Origin of the sequence: Paenibacillus sp. BSR1-1 (genome assembly GCF_030403775.1) — a bacterium.
Taxonomy (GTDB): domain Bacteria; phylum Bacillota; class Bacilli; order Bacillales; family Cytobacillaceae; genus Neobacillus.
The window spans coordinates 25413-47301 of record NZ_JAQMWQ010000024.1; the positions used below are offsets into that span (position 1 = coordinate 25413).

Below are 21889 nucleotides of genomic sequence, written 5' to 3' on the forward strand. Positions count from 1 at the left end.
ATGGCCGGAAAAAAAAATCGAAGAATAAAACAATTTAAAGATGAGCTTAAACGTAATAAAACGGCTGCTATTGCTCTTATCTTCCTTATTCTCATCCTGCTCATATCCATTTTTGCCTTTTTATCACCTTATCCTCCTGATCAGGTCGATGTAACGAGTGTTCTTCAAGGACCTAGCGCAGACCATTGGTTTGGTACAGACGAGCTAGGCAGAGACTATTTTACAAGAGCTTTATTTGGCGGGAGAATCTCCCTTACAGTTGGTATTTTAGCGATGCTTATTTCTACTAGTATTGGAGTATTAGTGGGAACGATAAGCGGCTATTTTGGAGGCAGGATCGACAATTTTTTAATGAGATCAGTTGATGTGATTTCTTCGATCCCATGGATGATTCTTGTAACGGTTGTAAGTATCTATCTTACACCAGGGTTAAAAGCGATTATTCTTGTCATTGGCCTTTTTACTTGGATGAGCACAGCGAGACTAGTCCGAGCGGAGACCCTTTCGGTAAAAGAAAGAGAATATGTTTTATACGCAAAATCATCGGGGCAATCATTACCAAAAGTCATTATCAAGCATATAATCCCAGCAGTATTTCCAACGTTTATCGTTGCATCCACCGTTAGTATTGCCAATGCAATCTTAATGGAATCGGCTTTAAGTTTCCTAGGGCTCGGAATTCAACAGCCCTTATCCTCATGGGGAAGTATGCTCCAAAATGCACAAGGGAATCTAGGGAATGCTCCATATATGGCGATATTACCTGGACTTCTCATTGTACTGACTGTTTATTCGTTTAATAGACTAGGTGATATTCTTCGTGCTGTTGTCGAGCCGAAGACCAGCGGGAAATAAAAAGGAGGGATATAGATATGGGCAACATGGTAAAAGAAAAGAATAGTTTACTAGATGTCAAAAACCTCCGTACCAGCTTTAATAATGGCAAAGCAAAAATGGAAGTGGTAAGAGGAATTGACTTTAACGTGCAAAAGGGTGAAATCCTTGGGATTGTTGGAGAATCAGGGAGCGGCAAAAGTGTCATGGTTAAATCAATTCTAGGCATCATCCCGAATAATGCAAAAGTGGATGCTGGTGAAATCATTTTAGATGGAAAACATATCGAGAATCTATCTAAAAAAGAAAAAAGGGCCATAAGAGGACGCGATATAGCGATGATTTTTCAAGACCCGATGACAGCTCTTAATCCCTTAAAAAAAGCCGGGGACCATCTGATTGAATTATTAACGAGGGTTAGAGGCATGAGCAAAAAGGAAGCCAAGCTTGAAGCGATTGAACTGTTAAAAATGGTGGGAATTCCTTCTCCAGAAACGAGAGTGGATCAATACCCTCATGAATTTAGTGGCGGGATGAGACAAAGGGTGTTAATCGCCATGGCTCTAGCGTGCAGTCCCAAGCTGTTAATCGCGGATGAACCGACTACAGCCCTTGATGTTACCATTCAAGCGCAAATCCTTGAACTTTTAAAAAAATTGCAGAAAGAAAATGATATGTCGGTCGTGTTCATCACCCATGACCTTGGAGTGGTAGCGACCATTTGCAGTCGAATTTTGGTCATGTATGCGGGAATGGTGATGGAAGAAGGGCTTGTCAATGAAATCTTTTATTCACCGAAGCATCCATATACAAAGGCGCTGCTGAATTCCATTCCTAGAGTGGATGGGGAGAAAATGAGATTAAAGCCGATTAAAGGATCTGCCCCATCGCTTCAAAATATAAAGAACGGATGCCCATTTGCAGAACGTTGCGAGTTTGCGATGGATAAATGTTTTAAAGAAGTACCAGAATACAAGCGCTTTTCAGCAACGCAAAAATGCATGTGCTTTTTAACAGGGGAAGGTGACAACCTTGATGACTGAGACAAAGGAAAAACTCATTGAAGTAAACAATCTAAAGAAATACTTCCCATTAAAAACTTCTCTTTTTAGTAAAAATAAACAAGTTGTGAAAGCAGTCGATGATGTCTCGTTTCATATTTTCAAAGGGGAAACATTCGGACTTGTTGGGGAATCTGGGTGTGGCAAATCCACTCTGGGCAGGACGCTTAATCGTTTGTACGACCCAACATCTGGAGAAATCCAATTTGATGGCAAAGATATTGCTAACCTAAATAATAAAGAACTGCAGCCCTATCGGAAAAGAATGCAAATGATTTTTCAGGATCCGTACTCATCGCTAAATCCATATATGAACGTAGAAGAAATCATTGATGAACCATTGGAGATTCACACCACACTCTTGAAAAGTGAAAGAAAAGAAGTAATTACCGATATTTTAGAAAAAGTAGGCCTAAAAAAAGAAGATATGGAAAAATTCCCTCATGAGTTCAGTGGCGGACAGCGTCAAAGAATTGGAATTGCGAGGGCATTAGCGATAAATCCGGAATTCATTATTTGTGATGAGGCCATATCTGCTTTGGATGTTTCTATTCAAGCTCAAGTTATTAATATGTTAGAAGATTTACAGAGTGAGATGAAGCTAACTTATTTATTTGTCGCACATGACCTATCCATGGTCCGCCATATCTCCGATCGTATTGGCGTTATGTATTTAGGAAAAATCGTTGAAATTTCGAAGAGCGATGAGTTATACCATAAACCGCTGCATCCCTATACGCAAGCATTATTGTCTGCTATTCCAATACCAGATCCAATCAAGGCACAAAATAGCAAACGTGAAATTATTACTGGAGAGCTTCCGAGTCCAATAGAAATGGAAACCGGCTGCCGATTTCGATCTCGCTGTCCATTTGCCAAACCAATCTGTGCAGAAGTCGACCCGCAAATGAAACAAGTGGATGGAGAGCATTTTGTAGCCTGCCATCTATACTAAACTAAGGTGGATGAAATTAATGGAAAAAGTAAAACTAGCTTTAAATTATGCACTCATGTTGGAAATGATGAAAGCAAAAGGATTCAATAATCCAACCATCGTTGCTCTCTTAAATGAGGGAAAGGAAGAATTGCTTGAGAGCATGGGGGAAGGAATTCCTACATGGAAATCGTTGATCGAGTATTACCATTTTAACAAAGTTAAATTTCACCAAGCACTAAAGGAAGGTTATGAATTTTCTTTTATGACAAAAGGAGCACTCAAGTCTTTGCTGAATATTAAGTTTGCAATGAATGAAGGCGAGGATTTCGTTGATACCGGCGAGTTTTTAGACACAGTAAAAATGACCAGGGACAACCTTGAGGCACTCCGTGAAATGATTGCTAAAAATTGGACAATTGTTTTACAAGAAGAAAACTACAGCGAAGACGTTCATCTCCTAAAAATTGAGCTCACTCATAAACCGAATTTTAATATTAAATAACTAGTAAAATAAAAAGAACCATCATTTCCGTCCTGGGATTGATGGTTCTTGTGTTTAAATTGATATAAATGGTCTTTCTTGGTCTTTGTTACTCTTGTTCTCATATCTGCATAAACATATGAGCCGCGTTTTGCCTCCGGGTTCATTTTTCCTTCACGCTCAAGTTTTTCCCGTAACTTCTTGGCTTTTGATTTTGCCAAATTAATCACTCCTAAAATTTAGTTCATTCCATTATATAACAATTATAATACTGCGAATAGTAAATTTATAAAAATTTAAGAAATTCATTAGGAGTTCTTTAGAATTTATGTTTATTCTAAGGTAATAGAACTTTATTAAAGGTGGATTTTCATGTCGATTCGTAAAAGTCTCTTTCTTTCGAATGCTGCCATGGTCATTATGCCGATCTTCATCTTTATTCTTTATTTTGCTCTGTTGAATGTCTTATTTAGCGGCGATTTTAAACTTCTTAACAATAACTATCACCGTGGCTGGCAAACAGGGGCAGGAGGACAAAATATTGAATTATTTAATCAGTTGAAGAAAACAGCCTCTTTAGAAGAGGAGAAATTTTCGAGCCCTTCATTTCAGGTTACCTTATCCAAGGAATTGGAGGATAAGAATGCCGGCATCATTATTCGAAAAAATAAAAGAATATTGTTTTCATCTGATAATGTAAGTAAGTTACCAAAAGAGAAGCTGCCAGCGTTCGGCAATGAAGGCTATCAGCCTATGGTCAGGCTTGGGCAGCAGCCCTATTCAATCAGGCAGCATGATTTTTATTTTAAGGACGGGACAGAAGGTACTATACTATTAATCGATAAAGGGGTGCCTTTTATCCAATTTGCGAGGAGATTCTTTCCGATAATCTTCATTGGATTTGTGCTTATTTTGGTCCTAACAAATTCTGTGCTCTCCTATTTGATGTCAAGACGAATTCTTAAGCCAATTAATCAAATGTCCGAAGCTGCATCCAAAATTAGTGCAGGTAATCTTGATTTCCATCTAGAACCAATCCGAAAAGATGAATTAGGAAAACTAGTAAAATCCTTTGATGAAATGAGAAAGAAATTAAAGAAATCAGCCGAGCTCCGGGAACAATATGAAAATAATCGCCGCGAACTCATCGCTAATATTTCTCATGATTTAAAGACACCCATTACATCTATTCGGGGCTACGTAGAAGGAATTAAAGATGGGGTTGCCAATACAGAAGAAAAGCTCGAGCGTTACTTAGATACAATCCATGTCAAGGCAGCTCATATGGATCGGTTGATCAATGAACTATTTCTTTTTTCAAAATTAGACGTTAATAGTGTCCCATTTAATTTTGAAAAAGTGGAATTGAACCTTTTTTTAGAAGATTATCTCGAGAAAATAAGACTGGATTTGAGCGATGAAGGTACCGAGATAGTCATGCTGACGAATTTCCGGATAGCGGTCTTTATTGACCGAGATAAAATCATCCGAGTAATAAATAATATTATTTTCAATAGTGTGAAATATATCGAAAAAGGTAAATGCCGAATACAGATTTCCTTCAAAAAACAGGGGAAAATGGTAAAGGTCTCTATATGTGACAACGGGCCCGGAGTCCCAGCTGATGAGATAGCCAATATATTTGACCGTTTTTATCGTGGCGACCCTTCCCGCAGCTCGGATACAGGTGGAAGCGGTCTTGGACTTGCTATAGCAGCCCAAATCATTCATTCCCATGGCGGTGAAATTTGGGCAGAAAATTCTTCTGGTGGCGGCTTATGTATCCATTTTACTCTTCCAAGATCTAATGGTAAAGGTGATGAATAATGAGTGAAATATTAATCATTGAAGACGAACGGAGTATTGCCGAACTGGAACGTGATTATTTAGAAATTGAAGGCTTTGAGGTAGAAATTGCCACAGATGGAAAAATGGGGCTTGCAGCTGCCCTTAATCAAAACTATCGATTAATCTTGCTGGACTTAATGCTGCCAAACATGAATGGGTTTGATATTTGTAAGCAAATTCGAAGAGACAAAGATATACCCATTCTTATGGTTACGGCCAAAGATGAGGACATAGATAAGGTTCGCGGGTTGGGACTTGGGGCCGATGATTATATCGTTAAACCATTCAGCCCAAGTGAACTTGTCGCCAGAGTTAAAGCACATTTGGCGAGATATGAGCGGCTGATTCGAAAAAGTGTCCCGCTCGATGAAATACAAATCCGCGGTCTGCAAATTAATAAATCCTCCCGCCAGGTTTTTATTCAAGGAAGGGAGGTAATCTTAACAGCGAAGGAATTTGACTTGTTAACCTTCTTAGCCCTTCATCCTAATCAGGTTTTTACGAAAGAGCACCTATTTGAACGAATCTGGGGACTTGAATCGGTGGGGGATACTGCAACTGTAACCGTTCATGTCAGAAAAATTCGTGAGAAAATCGAAACCGATTCATCCCAACTTCAATATATTGAAACAGTTTGGGGAGCAGGGTATCGGTTTAAAGGATAATAAATTGTTTGTTGAGGATGTCCCGCTATCGCTGGGCATCCTGTTTGTATGCAGCCGAATCCGTAATCCCAATAAAGTTTAGAAATATTTAAGAATTGCTTTAGAGGGTGTTTAGATTTTCTCTTTAAACTAAAGCTTGTAAAACATCAAGGAGGTGATGGGGCTGAAAATTTCGCAAAAAACCAAGAGGTGGCTGCTGATTTTTCATCTATTGTTTGCAGCAATCATGCTCGGGAATATGACGGCTTTTCTTATTTTTAGTATTACAGCAGCTTCTGCAAGTGATGAAGAATTAATACAAACTTGCTATCAAGCCATGCATATTCTTTCGAAAACATCAGTGAGAGCTTCTACCATTGGAACGACCGTAACAGGCATTCTACTTTCCGTTTGGACAAAATGGGGATTGTTCAGCTATTACTGGATTATTGCCAAGGAAGGCCTTACGGTGCTTTGTATCTTCCTTAACTTTTGGGGAATGTACACTTGGACTCTTCAAGCTATAAGCAAAACAAATGCCCTTTTCTTTGTCAAAACCGAGCTTTGGACTGGGATTATTATTCAAATCATATCACTCGTGCTGTTGTACATTATTTCAGTAATTAAACCATGGGGGAAAAGAGTTAGCACCACCAGACTTTCTTAAGGAAAAACCATTAAAAATTTAGGAGTTGATTCATATGCATCATTGGGGATATTTTCACCCTTTCGCATTTATTTTTCCATTACTTTTCATTGCTTTCTTTGCAGCTAATTTTATTATGTGGCGGCGTAGAGGCAGATTTTGCTTTCAAGGTAATGCCGATGCACAGGTAATCCTGGCAAAAAGATTGGCATCAGGGGAAATTGACATCGAAGAATATGAAAAAATAACTGAAATCCTGAAGAAAAAATAATAGTGAAGACCCCCTTGAAAATCAAGGGGGTCTTCGAGTTTAATTAATTCGCTCTTCATATTGCTTAACTTGCTCTTTTTTACGGCTATGAAGGAAGTAATAAAGAACAATCCCGATAAGAATATAAAATGAACTTATAAAGTAAAACGAGCCAAAGCCTATTTTTGCTACTAACAAGCCTACAACGAATGACCCTAATCCAATACCGGTATCAAATATCGATAGGAAAGTAGCAGTTGCGAGCCCTCGTTTTTTAGGAGGGGCATCTTGAAGGGCAATGGTTTGGAAGGTTGGAAAAAGTGTTCCCCACCCTAAGCCAATCAGTCCTGCTGAAAATAGGAATGTGCTGGCTGTACCACTATTACTTAAAAGAAACATCCCAATGGCAAATAGTACAATAGAAGGGAAAACAATCACGTTTGGACCACGAAGGTCAAACAATTTGCCAGTAAAAGGTCTTGAGATTAAAAGAACAACTGCATAAACTACAAAGAATAAGCTTGAAACGGCTGATAAATGAACTTCATTTGCATACACATTGACGAAGGAAAGAATCGATGAATAAACAAGGGCAAAGAATGCTCCAATCAATGAAATGGGAACTGCTGAAGCTTCAAAAAAGTTGCGAAACGAAAAACTTGAATAAGCCACTTCTGTTTTTGTGTGTTCTCTTTTTGCAATTCTTATAAAAAGTCCAGCAATGAGTGAAGCCATTGCTCCAACCACACTTAGCGTAAACAATACCATTGGTCCCCATGAATTCATTGCGGTGATCCCGATGAATGGACCAAGGACCATTGCTAAATTGGCAGACATTATAAAGTATCCCATGCCTTCACCTCTGCGCGAAGGTGGGACAAGGTCAGCGACGATGGTACCGGCAGCAGTGGTCGCCATGCCAAAACCTATCCCATGTAAAAAACGAATGATCAGCATACCAGAAATTGTTTTTGGAAAAAAGTAAAATAGCGAGCCGCCAAAGAATAGGATAAGGGCTGTTAAAAGAATTTTTTGATGCCCAGAACGTTCGAGCCATTTGCCAGCGATCGGACGTGAAATAATGGCAGAAATTAAGAATACCGTTGTCATCAGACCAGCTTCAGAAGCACTGCTATGAAACTCCTGCATTGCGAAATTTGGCAGAGTTACGAGTAAGAAATAAAAGGTTAGAAAAAGAAAAAAGTTACTTAAGGAAATACTAATAAAATCCTTCGTCCATAATTTTGTTCGATCCATATGATGCACTCCTTATTTAAGCTGCTGTAACCAGCTTTTTTGCAATCTTAAAAGTTCTTCCTGTGATGTTTCTGGAAGGTTCTTTAAAACTGATTCATTTGTTTCAAATACTGTTTTTTCCCACTTTGGATATTCTAATAATGCCTTATCGGTTAATTGGATAATTTTTTCCCGCTTATCCTTACCAGGTACTTGTCTAACATATCCCTGCTTAACTAAACGCTGAATGGTTCGAGTCATCGGAGGCGCTTCAACAAAAAGGTAATCACATAATTCTTTTTGAGTTAAAAAGCCTTTTGTTTTTAAAACGAAAATTGCCGACCATTGTGAACCGTATAACCCTAATGGCTTTAATGCCTCATTAAGTGTATTAGTTAGATGCCGTGAAAGCTGATGCAGTGTATGGAATAATTCGTGGGTATTCAATGTGGATTCACTCCAAAGTTCAATTAGTTACCTAGGTAACTATATTCCTTTAAGTGAAAAATGTCAAGGTTAGTGTGTTTGCGAAATTAGTATTAACTTAAACGAAAATCATTATATTTTCCGTGAAATAACTGAGGACCTTCGCGAATTCACATAAAAAATCCGCGGAAATATTAATAAAATCCGCGGAAAAAATCATCTAACTATATTATCTCAAAACATTAAAATACCTAGCTTCTGGATGTGCAAACACCATGGCTGAAACAGAAGCCTCAGGTTCCATCATGCAGCCTTCAGTCAATTCAATACCGATTTCTTCAGGTTTAATTAACTTAAATAATTTTTTCTGATCTTCTAAATCAGGACAGGCCGGATAACCGAACGAGAATCGCTGACCTTGATATTTTGCGGTGAACCGGTCTTGCATTGTAAAGTTTAGTGGATCAGGGAAGCCCCAACGGTCTCGCATTTGTCTGTGAATTAATTCGGCAAAACCCTCTGCGGTTTCTAACGCCAATGACTGAAGGGCATGACTTTCAAGGAAACGTCCTGCAGCCTTGAATTCATCGGCTTTTTCCCGAATACCTCTGCCAGCTGTAACCGTGAAGAAACCAACATAATCCTTAACTCCACTATCAACAGATTTAATAAAATCCGCCAAACATAAATGAGGCTCTGACTCTTGTCTAGGGAAATCAAATGTTTCGATGATTTCCTCTGGATTTTCTGGATTATAAATATTTACCTTATTCCCGTCTGATTGTGCTGGGAAAAACTGATAAAGAGCCTGAGGTGTAATCCAATTGTTTGCACTTGCATCAGCAAGCAATTGATCAACCACTTCTTTTACTTTTAAAGCTTTTTCATCTTTTTCAGCGACTAATTTGGCAATTTTGCCTTTAACTCCAAGGTGATGTCCAATAAGCATTTGCATATTAATATAAGGCTCAATATGTGATAAAGAATAAGACCTTAAAATATGTCTTTTAGTATCCATTGGAGTATAAACGGGAACCGTTGTAGATACAGATGGTTTTGGTTTTACGGCAACAGATACCCCAGACCGGATTGGAATTTCTCTTGGAATCTCGGCTGCTGCCAGTTTTTCATGTTTTTCAGCTAGCAGTTTTTGATGTTCTTCAGGTGATTGCAGCTGATTAGCAAGTGACAATCCGGTCATGGCATCTTTAGCATAAAGGACTAGTCCATCGTACTCTTTAGCAATTTTTGTATCTGTAAACTTACGGGAAAGTGCAGCACCGCCAACTAGAATAGGCATGGAAAGTCCTGCTTCCTTCATGTCTTGTGCTGTTAACACCATTTGCTGCGCCGATTTTACTAGCAAACCAGAAAGTCCAACCATATCTGGCTTTTCATTTTTGATAGCTTGAACCAATTCAGTCGGAGTCACTTTAATTCCTAAGTCAACGACATTGTAGCCATTATTGCTCAGAATGATATCAACAAGGTTTTTTCCGATATCGTGTACATCGCCTTTAACCGTTGCTAAAATGACTTTTCCTTTTGAGGCGGAAACATCGCCTTTTTCCATATGTGGCTCTAGATGGGCTACAGATGCTTTCATAACTTCTGCACTTTGTAAAACCTCAGCAACAATTAATTGGTTATCATTGAATAGACGGCCAACTTCTTTCATCCCATCCATTAACGGCCCATTAATTATATCAAGAGGGGCAGGGTAGTTTTTAAGGGCTAAATCCAAATCTGGAAGTAAGCCTTCTTTTGTACCCTCCACGACATAATAAGCGAGGCGCTCCTCTAAAGTCATATTAGGAACGGTATTTTTAGCTTCTTTTTTCTTTCCACGATAAAACTCTGTAAAAGTTGCTAATGTTTCATCCGTAGTATTGAATAGAAGGTCATCCGCTAAAGCTACTTCCTCTTTTGAAATCGAAGCAAACCTCTCGAGCTTCTCTGTGTTTACAATCGCATAATCAAGTCCAGCCTGAGTGCAATGGTAGAGGAAGACAGAGTTTAAGATTTCCCTTCCCACAGGAGGTAGACCGAAGGAAACGTTACTTATCCCAAGAATTGTTTGAACCTCTGGAAGATGCTCCTTGATTAACTTGATTCCGTAAACAGTGGCCTTAGCAGAACCGATATATTGCTCATCTCCCGTACCAACTGGAAAAACAAGTGGATCAAAAATTAAATCCTGGGATTTAAGTCCGTATTTGTTCACCAAAAGGTCATGGGAACGTTTGGCAATCTCAAGCTTTCGTTCTGCTGTAACTCCCATGCCTTTCTCATCAATGGTGCCTACGACGACTGCTGCGCCATATTTGTGTATTAAGGGTACAACCGCTTCAAAACGCTCTTCTCCGTCCTCAAGATTAATCGAATTAATAATTGCTTTACCCTGAGAATATTTAAGCGCCTTTTCAATAACCTTTTCATCAGTAGAATCTATAACTAGAGGAACCTTAACCTTCTTTACAACCTCTTTAATGAAATTTTCCATATCAACGATTTCGTCACGGTCTGGGTCAGCAAGGCAAATATCAATAACATGCGCTCCACCCTTAACCTGAGCACGGGCAATTTCAGAAGCCTCTTCAAATTTTCCTTCGGTAATTAATCGCTTAAATTTACGAGAGCCAATAACGTTTGTTCTTTCACCAACCATGATAGGTCTTAATGTAGGGTCATCATAAACAAAAGGTTCAATACCAGAAACCATGTGGACAGTAGACTGTTTTGTTTCTCTCGGTTTAAAGTTTTTCATGGCGTCAGATATTGCTTTAATATGTTCTGGAGTAGTTCCACAACATCCACCAACAATATTCAGCCAGCCATGAGCAGCAAAATCAGAAAGTTTCTTTGCAAGAATTTCCGGTGTTTCATGGTAATGCCCTTCTTCATCAGGTAAGCCCGCATTTGGGTAACAACTTACCGCAGTTGTTGAAAGCTCGGAGAGAGAACGAATATGATCCTGCATAAACTCTGGTCCTGTAGCACAGTTAAGCCCAACAGCAACAGGATTCATATGCTCCACCGAAATATAAAATGCCTCAATCGCTTGCCCCGCAAGAGTTGTGCCCATTGGTTCAATGGTTCCTGAAATCACAATAGGAAGTGTTGTACCAGTTTTTGAAAAAGCACTTTGGATACCTGCGAAACCAGCTTTTACATTCAACATATCTTGGCTTGTTTCAAGCAATAGAAGGTCCACACCGCCGTCAATTAACCCAAGCGCTTGTTCTTCGTAGCTCGCCGCTAATTCATCAAACGTTGTCCCACCAGTAACACTCAGCGTTTTGGTCGTCGGGCCCATGGAACCAGCCACAAAACGAGGCCAATTTTCGGAATAAACTTTTTGTACCTCACCAATAGCAATCATCGCGGCAATTTTATTGATCTCATAGGCCTTATAGCCGAGTCCATACTCATCAAGGACAATGCTTGTGGCACCAAAGGTATTTGTTTCGATGATATCGGCTCCAGCTTCAAGATATTCCCGATGGATGTTGGCAATAACAGAAGGGGCGGTCAGATTCAGGTTTTCATTACATCCTTCAAATTCCTCGCCGCCAAAATCATCAGCGGTAAGGTTGGCACGTTGGAGCATTGTTCCCATAGCTCCGTCCATAACGAGGATTCTCTTCTTTAGTTGATCATTAAATGATGTTTTCGGCAATGTTGCTCCTCCTCACTTCACTTGCCCGCTGATTGGCATATTGAGCAAGCTCAGCGGTTAATTCATACCGTAAAAACGGTGTGATTAAATAAATCCCGTTGAATAAATCTAAGGCAGCATCAATTAAGGACTTTGTGATGTCAATTCCCAGGCGGGTTGCTGCAAGCGGATTATCGTTCAACTTGGCCATCTGTTCACGAATGGAATCAGCAATTTTGATCCCCGGCACTTCATTATGAAGGAACTCTGCATTCTTGCTGCCTGTCAGCGGCATAAGGCCAATGTAGATAGGTGCATCCAAATGCTTCGTATTTTCATAGACTTCAAGTAACTTTTCTTCTGAAAAAACGGGCTGAGAAATAAAGTAATCGGCTCCGAATTCAATCTTTTTCTCCAATCTCTTAACAGCTTTTTCAAGCGAGCGGACATTAGGATTAAAGGCTCCAGCAATGCTAAAAGCCGTTTTTTGCCCCAGGTCCTTCCCGGAATAAGACAAGCCTTCGTTCATTTGCTTAATCATTTTGATTAGCTCAAATGAAGACACATCGTAAACGGATGATGCCCCCGGAAAATCTCCTACTCTTGCGGGGTCGCCTGTAATGGCTAAAACATCATGCATACCAAGCGTATGAAGGCCCATTAAATGGGATTGCAAGCCGATAATATTTCGATCGCGGCAGGCGATGTGGATGAGCGGCCGCATTCCTAATTGTTCCTTCACTAGATATCCCAATGATTCATTGGAAATACGAACTGTAGCAAGGGAATTATCCGCTAGAGTGATAGAGTCAATGCCTGCTTCTTTCAACGCTTTAGCCCCTTCGAAAAACTTTGAGGTATCCAGCTTTCGAGGCGGGTCTAATTCTACGATAACAGATGTTCTCTCTTTCACAATTTCCTGAAGGGGGGTATGCTCCCTTACAGGTGGTTCGATAATGATTTTCTTTGGTTTTAATTGTACTACTTTTTCAGTTACCGGAACACTATTCTTTAATTCCTCAGCAAAGGCCCTAATGTGTTCAGGCGTTGTACCGCAGCAGCCGCCAAGCAACCGCACTCCTTGTGTACGGAACGCTTTAGCAGAACTTCGGAAATAATTCCCATCGCCCTCATTATAATGGAACTTTCCGTCCGTATAGGCAGGAAGACTGGCATTTGGATAAGCGGAAAGAAAGGCATGTTCAGGCAATTCAACCTGTTCCAAAGCTAATAACATGTGATGCGGACCTAGCCGGCAATTAAGACCGACAATATCCGCTCCAAGAGCTTCGAGTCTTTTTAAAGCGTCATTGATAGGAGTCCGATCCTGTAAAATTCCAGGCTCTTGATGGGATACCTGCGCAATAATCGGCAGCTTTGTTTCCTTCCTGGCTATGGTTAGAACCGTTTCAAGTTCTTCAAGATCGTAAAAGGTTTCAAGCAATAATCCATCCACACCCTCAAGAAGGAGGCAATATAATTGCTCGCGAAAGCTGCGCTTTAATTCTTCTAATGTAATGGAATCTGGCTTAACACCTCGATTTCCACCAATTGTTCCAAGGACGTAAGTACTATTTTGGGCTGCTGCTTTTTTGGCAATAGAGACTGCTGCACTGTTAATTTCCTTAACAGAATCCTCTAAACCATACCTTTGCAGCTTTAAATAGTTTGCAGCATACGTATTGGTTTGAATCACGTCCGCACCAGCATTAATATAGGCTTTGTGAATTTTTTGAATATGATCTGGCTGAGAAAGATTCAATTCCTCTAAACAACTATCCTTACCGAACGAATACAATAAAGTACCCATGGCCCCGTCAGCTATTAAGATTTGATTTTTTAATTTTTCTAAAAAGCTCATATACATTTCTCCTTGTTAATAAACCAAATCATTTTGGTACTGCTTCGCTAGGGCCTGAGAAAAATCCTTTATTATGTCGTCAGCGTTTTCTAATCCTACTGATAGCCGAAGCAAACTATTTTTGATTCCTCGTTTTTCTCTTTCTTCCTGTGGCATGGCCGCATGGGACATTTTAGCCGGATATGATAAAATCGATTCCACTGCACCAAGGCTTACTGCAAAGACAGGGATTTTTACGTTTGATACAAAGGAACGAACTGCATCTTCATCAGCCAGCTCAAACGATAAAACAGCGCCTGCACCTTCAGCCTGTGCTTTCTGCAATGCAAATTCAGGATGGTCTTCTAATCCAGGATAATAAACCTTTTTAACAAGCGGATTCGCCTGTAAAAATTGAGCAATCTTTAAGGTGGATTTTTGTGAGTGTTCCAGCCGGACATGAAGCGTCTTTAGTCCTCTAAGCACTAACCAGGCATCTTGAACACCAAGAATTGCGCCAAAGGAATTTTGTAAAAAATAAAGTCTTTTTGCCAAATTTTCATCCTTTACAACAGCAAGGCCAGCGACTACATCACTATGGCCTGAAAGAAACTTGGTGGCGCTATGAAGGACAACATCGGCACCAAGTTCTAGAGGCTTTTGTAATGCTGGTGTAAGAAAGGTATTATCGACAAAGGTTAACGCATTATTTTTCTTTGCTAGTTCACTAATTGCCTGAATATCCGTTACCTTCAATAAAGGATTTGAAGGAGTTTCCACGTAAAAAGCTTTAGTGTTCGGCTTAATTGCCTGATTAACTTGATCTAAATCAGTCATATCAACAAAAGTATGTTCAATTCCAAAACGGGTTAGGACCTCAGTAACCATTCGGAATGTACCACCGTATACATCTTCCGTAATCACAACGTGGTCTCCAGATGATAACAAAAGGAAAGCCGTGGAGATGGCAGCCATTCCAGAGGAGAAGGCAAATCCTTTGACTCCACCTTCTAGTTCGGCAATCACATCCTCAAGCGCTTCACGTGTTGGATTTAAACTGCGGGCATAATCATATTTTCCGAAACTATCGATATCAAATTGATGAAAGGTTGAAGCATGCTGAATAGGCACGCTTACCGCCCCTGTTACAGGATCCACTTTATGCCGGTTATGAAGAAGCTTCGTCTCAAAACAATATTCTTCTGTTTCCATTACACAATCACTCCTTCGCTCACTTTGGCTAATGCCTGTTTCAGGTCAAAAATGATATCCTCTGCATCTTCAATTCCAACAGAGAAACGCAATAAACGATTACATACACCGGACTGAATTCGGATTTCTTCTGGAATATCGGCATGAGTCTGCGTTGCTGGATAGGTAATAAAGCTTTCGGTGCCGCCTAAGCTTTCAGCAAAACTAATCAGCTTTAAATTTTGTAAAAATGGATTAACCCACGATTCGTCTTTTACTCGGAAGGAAACCATTCCTCCACGTCCTGGATAAAGCACATCTGTTACACCTTCGTGCGTGGAAAGATATTCAACTACAGCCTTTGCATTCTTCTGATGCTGCTTCATCCGAAGCGATAAAGTCTTCATTCCGCGCATTAATAACCAGGAATCAAATGGACTTAAGACAGCACCCGCGCCATTATGATGAAAGGCCAAGGCTTCACAAAGTTCTTTGCCTTTTGCAACAACAAGCCCGGCAAGAACATCATTGTGTCCGCCTAAATATTTCGTTGCACTGTGGATCACGATATCCGCACCCAGTGTAATCGGCTGCTGCAATAGAGGAGTATAGAAGGTATTGTCAACAATCAGTAGAATCCCGTGCTTTTTGGCAATCTTGGATACCTCAGCAATATCAGATTCCTGCATAAGCGGATTGGTTGGAGTTTCAAGAAAAATAGCCTTTGTTTGCGGAGAAATTTTCTTTTCGATCTCTTCCGGACAACACGTATTTACATATTGACTTTTCAAGCCCCACTTTTTATATCCTTGTTCTAATAGACGGTAGGTTCCACCATATAAATCCTCGCTTACAAGCCATTCATCACCAGATTCAAATAAAGCAAGAATCGTTAAAATGGCTGCCATGCCTGAACTGCAGGCAAAACCTTGATCACCGCCTTCTAAATCCGCGATGGTTTTTTCAAGAAGCTGGCGTGTTGGATTTCCGGTTCTAATATAATCAAACCCAGTTGATTGCCCAATCCCCTCGTGGCGGAAGGCTGTTGAAAAATAAACAGGCGGGTTAACGGTTCCAGTTGCAGTCTCACTTCGATTTCCAATTTGGGCTAATTTCGTATCAATTTTGTACATAATGCACACTCCTTGTTTATATAAATAAAAAAAGTCTTCTTATAAGAAGAAGACTTTTGCAAACGGCCACATTGTCATTCTTCTTATCTCGCAAATTAAACAATAATTTGCAGGACTTAGCACCTTTTCAATGAAAAAATACATTGAAGGTTGCTGAGGTGTCTTCGGGCCATTCCCTCAACCTCTCTTGATAAGAAAACAAATATTTAGATTATTAATAAAATTTACTACAATAACGATGAAGTGTCAATTGGTTTTTTAACCATTTAAATGATTAAAGGGCTTTCATTTATTTTTTTCCCAGTTTTTAAATTTAATAAAGTTCATATATTCCTTAAAATCATCCTTATTCATACCATCTTTAATGGCCTTTTCGATAATTAATTGCCACTCCTCGTCTAATAGTTCCTTCCCATTTGGACTCGGAGCATTAGCAGACTGTTCCACTCCATTTAGTAAAAACTCCAAGGAAACATCTAAAGGCCTTGCTAACTTCATTAAAAAATGGATAGAGGGGTTTTTATTAAGATTACGCTCAATATAGCTTAAATAAGACTTAGAGACATTTGCTAACTCTGCCAGCTCTGTAATCGAAAATCTTTTTTCTTCTCTTAATTTCTTTATACGCTCTCCAATCATAAGTTTCTCCTCATTACCATATTTATTTTATATGTAGTAAAAATGTTATAAAACTAGCAAGTTAACATGTTCGCTCAAACGAAAAATATTATTCAATTAATTATTCTTTTTTAAAAATAGTATACAACATAACTTGTTCTATTTGAAGAACAGATTAACAAAAAAATGTAAAAAGTAATGATAATGCTGTTTTCAGTGGGGGATTAAGAGGATTTTAACTTTTTTTGATTTGCTTTTTAAAAAAAAGAGACTATAATGTTCTTAATACAGAATGATTTTATGGTTGGAGGCAAAAAAATAACAGGTGAAAGTAAAAATTTTTTTATTCATTTTGTTCTATATTACAAACAAGTGATTCTATTAATAATAGGTGATGTCTTCTTACCATTATCAATGAAGGCACTCGGTCATGCTGTGGGTTGCAAAATACCTTAAACGCCAGTCGTTGAGAGTGTGATGTGAGGCGGGGTTAGATGCCCCATATGAATTAAGGCTTTTGATTATTCGGGCTTCAAGAAGGCGGATAATCAAAAGCTTTAATTTTAAAAAATGTATGTAAAGGGGAGAGAGTATGACATATAGACAAAGATTGTCGCTGTTTTTTATAGTGGATTCAAGTATTGTTTTAACTGCGATTTATTTTAGTAGATTCCTAGTCAATGCCACTTTTAATGTCATTACAGCTCCAATGATTCTCACTTCTTTAACCATCTTGATTTGCCATCATATATTTTCAACTTACTTAAAACTCTATAAAAAAGCCTGGGAATATGCTAGTACAGGAGAATTACTGATTATCTTTAAAATCGTCACTTATACGATAATTATGGCAGCTCTTATCCAGAAAATATTTATTCATGAAATAAACTTTAGGCTTTTAGTAGTCACCTGGGCCCTTCATATATTAATACTTGGCGGGTCGCGGTTCTTTTGGAGAATTTACAGAGATACTTTTATTTACCAAAACCGGAATAAAAAACGAACATTAATTGTAGGTGCGGGATCTGCAGGAACGATGATTGCCAGGCAGCTTTTAAAAAATCATGGGCAGGACCTACGTCCCGTTGGCTTTATTGATGATGACCCTTTTAAGCAAAAGCTTGATATTTTTGGTATACCTGTTGTGGGCGGTGTCAATTCCATTGTATGGGCCGTTCAAAGCCTCCAAGTTGAAAATATTATTATCGCCATTCCATCATTATGCAGAAAAGACTTGAATCCCATTTTTCAGGAATGTGCCAAAACTTCTGCCAAAACTCAAATCCTCCCCAAATTGGAGGATTTAGTGACTGGAAAGGTTTCGGTAAGTCAGTTCCGAGATGTCCAAGTAGAAGACCTATTAGGAAGGGATCCTATTGATCTTGATATGGAAACGATTTCAAAATATCTCACAGATAAAGCCGTGCTGGTGACAGGCGCAGGCGGATCAATTGGGTCGGAAATTTGTCGGCAGCTTTCCCAGTTCAATCCGAAAAAGTTAATCCTTTTAGGACATGGTGAAAATAGTATTTATTCAATCGAAATGGAATTAAAAGAACGCTTTAAAGGATCATCAATTGAATTTATACCGGAAATTGCAGATATTCAGGATTTAGGAAAAATCGAATCCATCATGCGCAAACATCTTCCAGATGTCGTCTATCATGCCGCAGCACATAAGCATGTACCTCTAATGGAAAACAATCCTGATGAGGCCGTTAAAAACAATGTAATCGGGACGATGAATGTAGCTAATGCTGCCGGTTGGCTTGGTGTTAAAACTTTTGTTATGGTGTCGACAGACAAAGCCGTAAACCCTACTAGTGTAATGGGTTCAACGAAAAGACTGGCAGAAATGATCGTTCAGTCTATGGATACAGTGAGCCAGACTAAATTTGTAGCAGTTCGGTTTGGCAATGTTTTGGGGAGCAGAGGCAGCGTTATCCCATTATTTGAGAGGCAAATAAAGCAAGGGGGGCCTGTTACCGTCACACACCCTGATATGGTCCGTTATTTTATGACTATTCCTGAAGCATCAAGGCTTGTGATTCAAGCTGGTGGGCTCGCCAAGGGCGGGGAAATATTTGTATTAGATATGGGTGACCCAGTGAAGATAGTTGACCTTGCTAAAAATTTAATCCAGCTTTCCGGAAATTCACTTGAAGAAATTGGTATTCAATTCACAGGGATAAGACCGGGGGAGAAGCTTTTTGAAGAGCTGTTAAAAGAAAATGAAATTCACGAAAAGCAAATCTACCCAAAAATCTATATTGGTAAATCAGCTGAGTTATATATTGAAGAAATTAATCAATTGATAGCTAATTTTGAAAGTATGGAAAAAGAGGAACTAAGAGAGATCCTTTTACAGCTTGCAAACTACAAGATGACTTCAAAGCCATACATGCCCATTTCGATATAGGAAAGCGCTGTTAAATTAAAGGAATTGATTGGAGGTGCTGCAGTTGCTAGATACGACCACGACCATAAAAAACAGGATTTTTCTCTCGTCTCCCCACATGAGCGGCTCAGAAATGAAGTATATCAATGAAGCGTTCGCAACCAATTGGATTGCACCATTAGGACCAAATGTAGATGCATTTGAGAAGGAACTCGCAAGCTTTGTGGGTATAAATGCTGCGGCAGCAGTAAGCTCAGGGACAGCTGCGATTCATTTAGCATTACAATTATTGGATGTTAAAAAGGGAGATATCGTTTTTTGCTCCAGTCTAACATTTGTCGCGAGTGCCAATCCAATCCTGTACCAAGGTGCTGAACCCGTTTTTATTGATTCCGAACCGGAGACATGGAATATGTCCCCCTTAGCGTTGGAAGAAGCTTTTAAGGATGCTGCTTCAGCTAATAGACTGCCCAAAGCAGTGGTCATTGTGAATCTTTATGGTCAGTCTGCAAAAATGGATGAGCTAATAACCATTTGTAAAAATTACAACGTTCCCATCATAGAAGATGCAGCCGAATCACTTGCTTCCATGTATAAAGGGAAGGCTAGTGGAACGTTCGGCGATTTTGGCATCTATTCATTTAATGGCAATAAGATTATCACAACCTCCGGCGGAGGCATGCTTATTTCCAATAATATAGAAGCCCTTCAAAAAGCAAGGTTCATAGCAACCCAAGCAAGAGATCCTGCCCCGCATTATCAGCATAGTGAAATCGGCTACAATTATCGAATGAGTAACATCTTGGCGGGTATCGGCAGAAGTCAGCTTGAAGTTTTGGAAGAGCGGGTCAAAGCAAGAAGAGCCATTTTTGATATGTATTTTCAAGAATTATATAGCATTCCTGGTCTATCTTTTATGCCAGAATTAAAAAACACATTCTCGAACCGGTGGTTAACGGCTTTAACAATAGATGAGGAAATAACAGGTTTCTCAGTAAACAAATTACTTGCTGCGCTAGATTCCGAGAATATCGAAGCAAGACCTGTTTGGAAGCCGCTCCACCTGCAGCCCCTGTTCGATAAAAATAAATACTATTCGCATAACCACAATATGAGTGTTTCAGAAGAACTCTTTCAAACAGGAATTTGTTTACCCTCTGGTTCCAATATGACGTTAGAAGATCAGATGAGAGTAATAGAATGTATTAAAAAAGCTTTGATTGGATGAGACCAAATGTCTACCTATAACAGGAGGAAAAAATGGATGTAACAGTAGGGTTATTAGATATATTAAAAACCATGAAGAAACGCTGGAAACTAATTATTTGCATAACAGTCATTGCTGCATTAATTAGCGGAGGGGTTTCTTATTTTATCCTGAAGCCAGTATACCAAGCATCAACTCAAATACTAGTAAATCAAAAAAATACAGAGAATAAACTCGACTATACACTTTTACAAAGCAATGTAGATCTAATTAATACGTATAGTGTCATCTTAAAAAGTCCTGTCATTCTGGAGAAGGTCATTGATCAACTTGATCTTGACGTTACCTTGGAGGAACTGAATAAAAATCTTACCGTAACAAGTAAAGAAAATTCACAGGTATTCTCCTTGACGGTTGAAGACCATGATGCACAAAAGGCAGTTGAAATTGCCAATACCGTGTCAGAAACGTTTCAATCAGAAATCAAAGGGATTATGAATGTTGACAATGTGAGTATTATTGCAAGGGCCGAATTAAAACAGAACCCAGTGCCCGTTAAACCAAAGCCATTACTAAATATTGGCATTTCCATAGTCATTGGATTAATACTTGGAATTGGAATCGCTCTCCTTAAAGATTTCATGGATGGAACATTGAAGGATGATCAGGATACTGCTGCTTGCCTGGGTGTGCCTGTTCTCGGCTCTATTCAAAAAATATCGAAGGCGCATGTAAAGGAAGGTAAAAATTCGGCTGTACAAACAATGGGGGGGGAAACGATTGTCTCGTAAATTGAAAAAAAGAGAGAAAAAAAATGTTCATTTAATATCCCATTTGAATCCAAAATCACCGATAACGGAACAGTACCGGTTAATTAGAAATAATTTACATTTTTCTTCAGTGGATAAAAATATTCATTCCATCGTAGTAACTTCACCAGAACCCTCTGACGGAAAATCGACAACCTCCGCTAATCTCGCCATCGTATTGTCACAAAAGGGAAAAAAGGTGCTACTTGTGGATGTTGATTTGCGAAAACCCACCGTTCATTATGCTTTTAACGTAAGTAACATCGACGGCTTAACCAGCGTTTTGACAAGAGATATTAGCTTAGATCAAGCAATTATTAAAACGTCTGTCCCAAACCTGGACGTATTAACATGCGGACCCATCCCCCCTAATCCTTCAGAATTATTAGATTCAAAAGCAATGGAACTTGTAATGGAAGAAGTAAAGGGGTCCTATGATTATGTTGTATTCGATACCCCGCCATTGCTGGTTGTAACAGATGCACAAATTTTAGCCAATAAATGCGATGGTGTAGTGATGGTAGTTGCCAGTGGAAAGACTAAACGGGATCGGGCAATGAGAGCAAAGGAATTGATAGAAAAAGCAAATGCCCACTTGCTTGGTGTCGTTGTGAATGGAGTGGAATCTAAGCACGGGACCTATTACGGCGAGTATAGTTAATAAAGGTGGCT

The 21889-nt window shown here is 39.3% G+C and carries 20 protein-coding genes and 1 riboswitch; of the genes, 12 read left to right on the forward strand and 8 right to left on the reverse strand.

Going from position 1 to position 21889, the window contains the following annotated elements; genetic code table 11:
• From PH210_RS24060 to PH210_RS24075, 4 genes are read left to right on the forward strand one after another with little or no spacing between them, the layout of a single operon-like run.
• Positions 1-855 carry an ABC transporter permease gene (locus tag PH210_RS24060; RefSeq protein ID WP_289988918.1) on the forward strand — a complete coding sequence of 285 codons (855 nt, stop codon included), beginning with the start codon at positions 1-3 and terminating at the stop codon, positions 853-855.
• Positions 856-872: 17 nt separating this feature from the next.
• Positions 873-1877, forward strand: a complete 1005-nt coding sequence (locus PH210_RS24065; protein ID WP_289988919.1) for an ABC transporter ATP-binding protein — start codon at positions 873-875, stop codon at positions 1875-1877.
• Complete coding sequence (locus PH210_RS24070; protein WP_289988920.1) at positions 1870-2850, forward strand: ABC transporter ATP-binding protein; 981 nt, start codon at positions 1870-1872, stop codon at positions 2848-2850. The genes PH210_RS24065 and PH210_RS24070 overlap by 8 nt, the downstream gene beginning before the upstream one ends.
• A 19-nt stretch (positions 2851-2869) precedes the next feature.
• The gene (locus PH210_RS24075; RefSeq protein ID WP_289988921.1) at positions 2870-3334 is read left to right on the forward strand and encodes a hypothetical protein; all 465 of its coding nucleotides are present in this window, start codon (positions 2870-2872) and stop codon (positions 3332-3334) included.
• On the opposite strand, the gene brfA is transcribed toward PH210_RS24075, so the two are convergent.
• The gene (gene brfA / locus PH210_RS24080) at positions 3307-3534 is read right to left on the reverse strand and encodes a ribosome rescue factor BrfA (RefSeq protein WP_289988922.1); all 228 of its coding nucleotides are present in this window, start codon (positions 3532-3534) and stop codon (positions 3307-3309) included. The two genes, PH210_RS24075 and brfA, sit on opposite strands and share 28 nt — an antisense overlap.
• A 151-nt stretch (positions 3535-3685) precedes the next feature.
• Here brfA and PH210_RS24085 point away from each other — a divergent pair, with 151 nt between their 5' ends.
• From PH210_RS24085 to PH210_RS24100, 4 genes are all read left to right on the forward strand, one after another.
• Positions 3686-5140 (forward strand): sensor histidine kinase, encoded by a 1455-nt coding sequence (locus PH210_RS24085; RefSeq protein WP_289988923.1) that lies wholly within the window; start codon positions 3686-3688, stop codon positions 5138-5140.
• The gene (locus tag PH210_RS24090; protein ID WP_289988924.1) at positions 5140-5826 is read left to right on the forward strand and encodes a response regulator transcription factor; all 687 of its coding nucleotides are present in this window, start codon (positions 5140-5142) and stop codon (positions 5824-5826) included. The genes PH210_RS24085 and PH210_RS24090 overlap by 1 nt, the downstream gene beginning before the upstream one ends.
• Before the next feature lie 157 nt (positions 5827-5983).
• Positions 5984-6472: a hypothetical protein gene (locus tag PH210_RS24095; RefSeq protein ID WP_289988925.1), complete on the forward strand. Its 489-nt coding sequence runs from the start codon at positions 5984-5986 to the stop codon at positions 6470-6472.
• A 34-nt stretch (positions 6473-6506) separates the two neighbouring features.
• The gene (locus PH210_RS24100; protein WP_289988926.1) at positions 6507-6722 is read left to right on the forward strand and encodes an SHOCT domain-containing protein; all 216 of its coding nucleotides are present in this window, start codon (positions 6507-6509) and stop codon (positions 6720-6722) included.
• A gap of 39 nt (positions 6723-6761) precedes the next feature.
• Here the strand turns inward: PH210_RS24100 and PH210_RS24105 are convergent, their stop codons facing one another.
• The 7 genes from PH210_RS24105 to PH210_RS24135 all read right to left on the reverse strand — a co-directional run bounded on the left by PH210_RS24105 (position 6762) and on the right by PH210_RS24135 (position 16824).
• The gene (locus PH210_RS24105; RefSeq protein WP_289988927.1) at positions 6762-7958 is read right to left on the reverse strand and encodes an MFS transporter; all 1197 of its coding nucleotides are present in this window, start codon (positions 7956-7958) and stop codon (positions 6762-6764) included.
• Between the two features lie 12 nt (positions 7959-7970).
• Positions 7971-8384, reverse strand: coding sequence for a MarR family winged helix-turn-helix transcriptional regulator (locus tag PH210_RS24110; RefSeq protein ID WP_289988928.1), 414 nt, complete (start codon positions 8382-8384; stop codon positions 7971-7973).
• A gap of 208 nt (positions 8385-8592) precedes the next feature.
• On the reverse strand, positions 8593-12042 hold the full coding sequence (gene metH, locus PH210_RS24115) for a methionine synthase (RefSeq protein WP_289988929.1): 3450 nt from the start codon (positions 12040-12042) through the stop codon (positions 8593-8595).
• A complete protein-coding gene (locus PH210_RS24120) occupies positions 12023-13882 on the reverse strand; it encodes a bifunctional homocysteine S-methyltransferase/methylenetetrahydrofolate reductase (RefSeq protein WP_289988930.1) in 1860 nt (619 codons plus the stop codon). The genes metH and PH210_RS24120 overlap by 20 nt, the downstream gene beginning before the upstream one ends.
• Before the next feature lie 15 nt (positions 13883-13897).
• Positions 13898-15073: a cystathionine beta-lyase gene (metC, locus tag PH210_RS24125; RefSeq protein ID WP_289988931.1), complete on the reverse strand. Its 1176-nt coding sequence runs from the start codon at positions 15071-15073 to the stop codon at positions 13898-13900.
• Entirely contained in the window at positions 15073-16185 is a 1113-nt protein-coding gene (locus PH210_RS24130; RefSeq protein ID WP_289988932.1) for a methionine biosynthesis PLP-dependent protein, read from the reverse strand. Before PH210_RS24130 ends, metC begins: the two co-directional genes overlap by 1 nt.
• 80 nt (positions 16186-16265) lie before the next feature.
• Positions 16266-16382, reverse strand: a riboswitch (SAM riboswitch).
• A gap of 88 nt (positions 16383-16470) precedes the next feature.
• On the reverse strand, positions 16471-16824 hold the full coding sequence (locus PH210_RS24135; RefSeq protein WP_289988933.1) for a helix-turn-helix domain-containing protein: 354 nt from the start codon (positions 16822-16824) through the stop codon (positions 16471-16473).
• Between the two features lie 571 nt (positions 16825-17395).
• Here PH210_RS24135 and PH210_RS24140 point away from each other — a divergent pair.
• The 4 genes from PH210_RS24140 to PH210_RS24155 all read left to right on the forward strand — a co-directional run bounded on the left by PH210_RS24140 (position 17396) and on the right by PH210_RS24155 (position 21878).
• On the forward strand, positions 17396-19222 hold the full coding sequence (locus PH210_RS24140; protein ID WP_289988934.1) for a polysaccharide biosynthesis protein: 1827 nt from the start codon (positions 17396-17398) through the stop codon (positions 19220-19222).
• 97 nt (positions 19223-19319) lie between these two features.
• On the forward strand, positions 19320-20429 hold the full coding sequence (locus PH210_RS24145; protein WP_289988971.1) for a DegT/DnrJ/EryC1/StrS family aminotransferase: 1110 nt from the start codon (positions 19320-19322) through the stop codon (positions 20427-20429).
• Between the two features lie 32 nt (positions 20430-20461).
• Positions 20462-21199 carry a YveK family protein gene (locus tag PH210_RS24150; protein WP_289988935.1) on the forward strand — a complete coding sequence of 246 codons (738 nt, stop codon included), beginning with the start codon at positions 20462-20464 and terminating at the stop codon, positions 21197-21199.
• On the forward strand, positions 21189-21878 hold the full coding sequence (locus PH210_RS24155; protein ID WP_289988936.1) for a CpsD/CapB family tyrosine-protein kinase: 690 nt from the start codon (positions 21189-21191) through the stop codon (positions 21876-21878). The genes PH210_RS24150 and PH210_RS24155 overlap by 11 nt, the downstream gene beginning before the upstream one ends.
• Positions 21879-21889: the final 11 nt, after the last annotated feature.

Coding starts and splice junctions, on each gene's coding strand:
- PH210_RS24130 (WP_289988932.1), bottom strand. CDS start 16,185: ATGTACAAAATTGATACGAAATTAGCCCAAATTGGAAATCGAAGTGAG.
- PH210_RS24065 (WP_289988919.1), top strand. CDS start 873: ATGGGCAACATGGTAAAAGAAAAGAATAGTTTACTAGATGTCAAAAAC.
- PH210_RS24070 (WP_289988920.1), top strand. CDS start 1,870: ATGACTGAGACAAAGGAAAAACTCATTGAAGTAAACAATCTAAAGAAA.
- PH210_RS24120 (WP_289988930.1), bottom strand. CDS start 13,882: ATGAGCTTTTTAGAAAAATTAAAAAATCAAATCTTAATAGCTGACGGG.
- PH210_RS24105 (WP_289988927.1), bottom strand. CDS start 7,958: ATGGATCGAACAAAATTATGGACGAAGGATTTTATTAGTATTTCCTTA.
- PH210_RS24100 (WP_289988926.1), top strand. CDS start 6,507: ATGCATCATTGGGGATATTTTCACCCTTTCGCATTTATTTTTCCATTA.
- PH210_RS24145 (WP_289988971.1), top strand. CDS start 19,320: ATGAGCGGCTCAGAAATGAAGTATATCAATGAAGCGTTCGCAACCAAT.
- PH210_RS24150 (WP_289988935.1), top strand. CDS start 20,462: ATGGATGTAACAGTAGGGTTATTAGATATATTAAAAACCATGAAGAAA.
- metC (WP_289988931.1), bottom strand. CDS start 15,073: ATGGAAACAGAAGAATATTGTTTTGAGACGAAGCTTCTTCATAACCGG.
- PH210_RS24140 (WP_289988934.1), top strand. CDS start 17,396: ATGACATATAGACAAAGATTGTCGCTGTTTTTTATAGTGGATTCAAGT.
- PH210_RS24135 (WP_289988933.1), bottom strand. CDS start 16,824: ATGATTGGAGAGCGTATAAAGAAATTAAGAGAAGAAAAAAGATTTTCG.
- PH210_RS24090 (WP_289988924.1), top strand. CDS start 5,140: ATGAGTGAAATATTAATCATTGAAGACGAACGGAGTATTGCCGAACTG.
- PH210_RS24095 (WP_289988925.1), top strand. CDS start 5,984: ATGGGGCTGAAAATTTCGCAAAAAACCAAGAGGTGGCTGCTGATTTTT.
- PH210_RS24085 (WP_289988923.1), top strand. CDS start 3,686: ATGTCGATTCGTAAAAGTCTCTTTCTTTCGAATGCTGCCATGGTCATT.
- PH210_RS24060 (WP_289988918.1), top strand. CDS start 1: ATGGCCGGAAAAAAAAATCGAAGAATAAAACAATTTAAAGATGAGCTT.
- PH210_RS24075 (WP_289988921.1), top strand. CDS start 2,870: ATGGAAAAAGTAAAACTAGCTTTAAATTATGCACTCATGTTGGAAATG.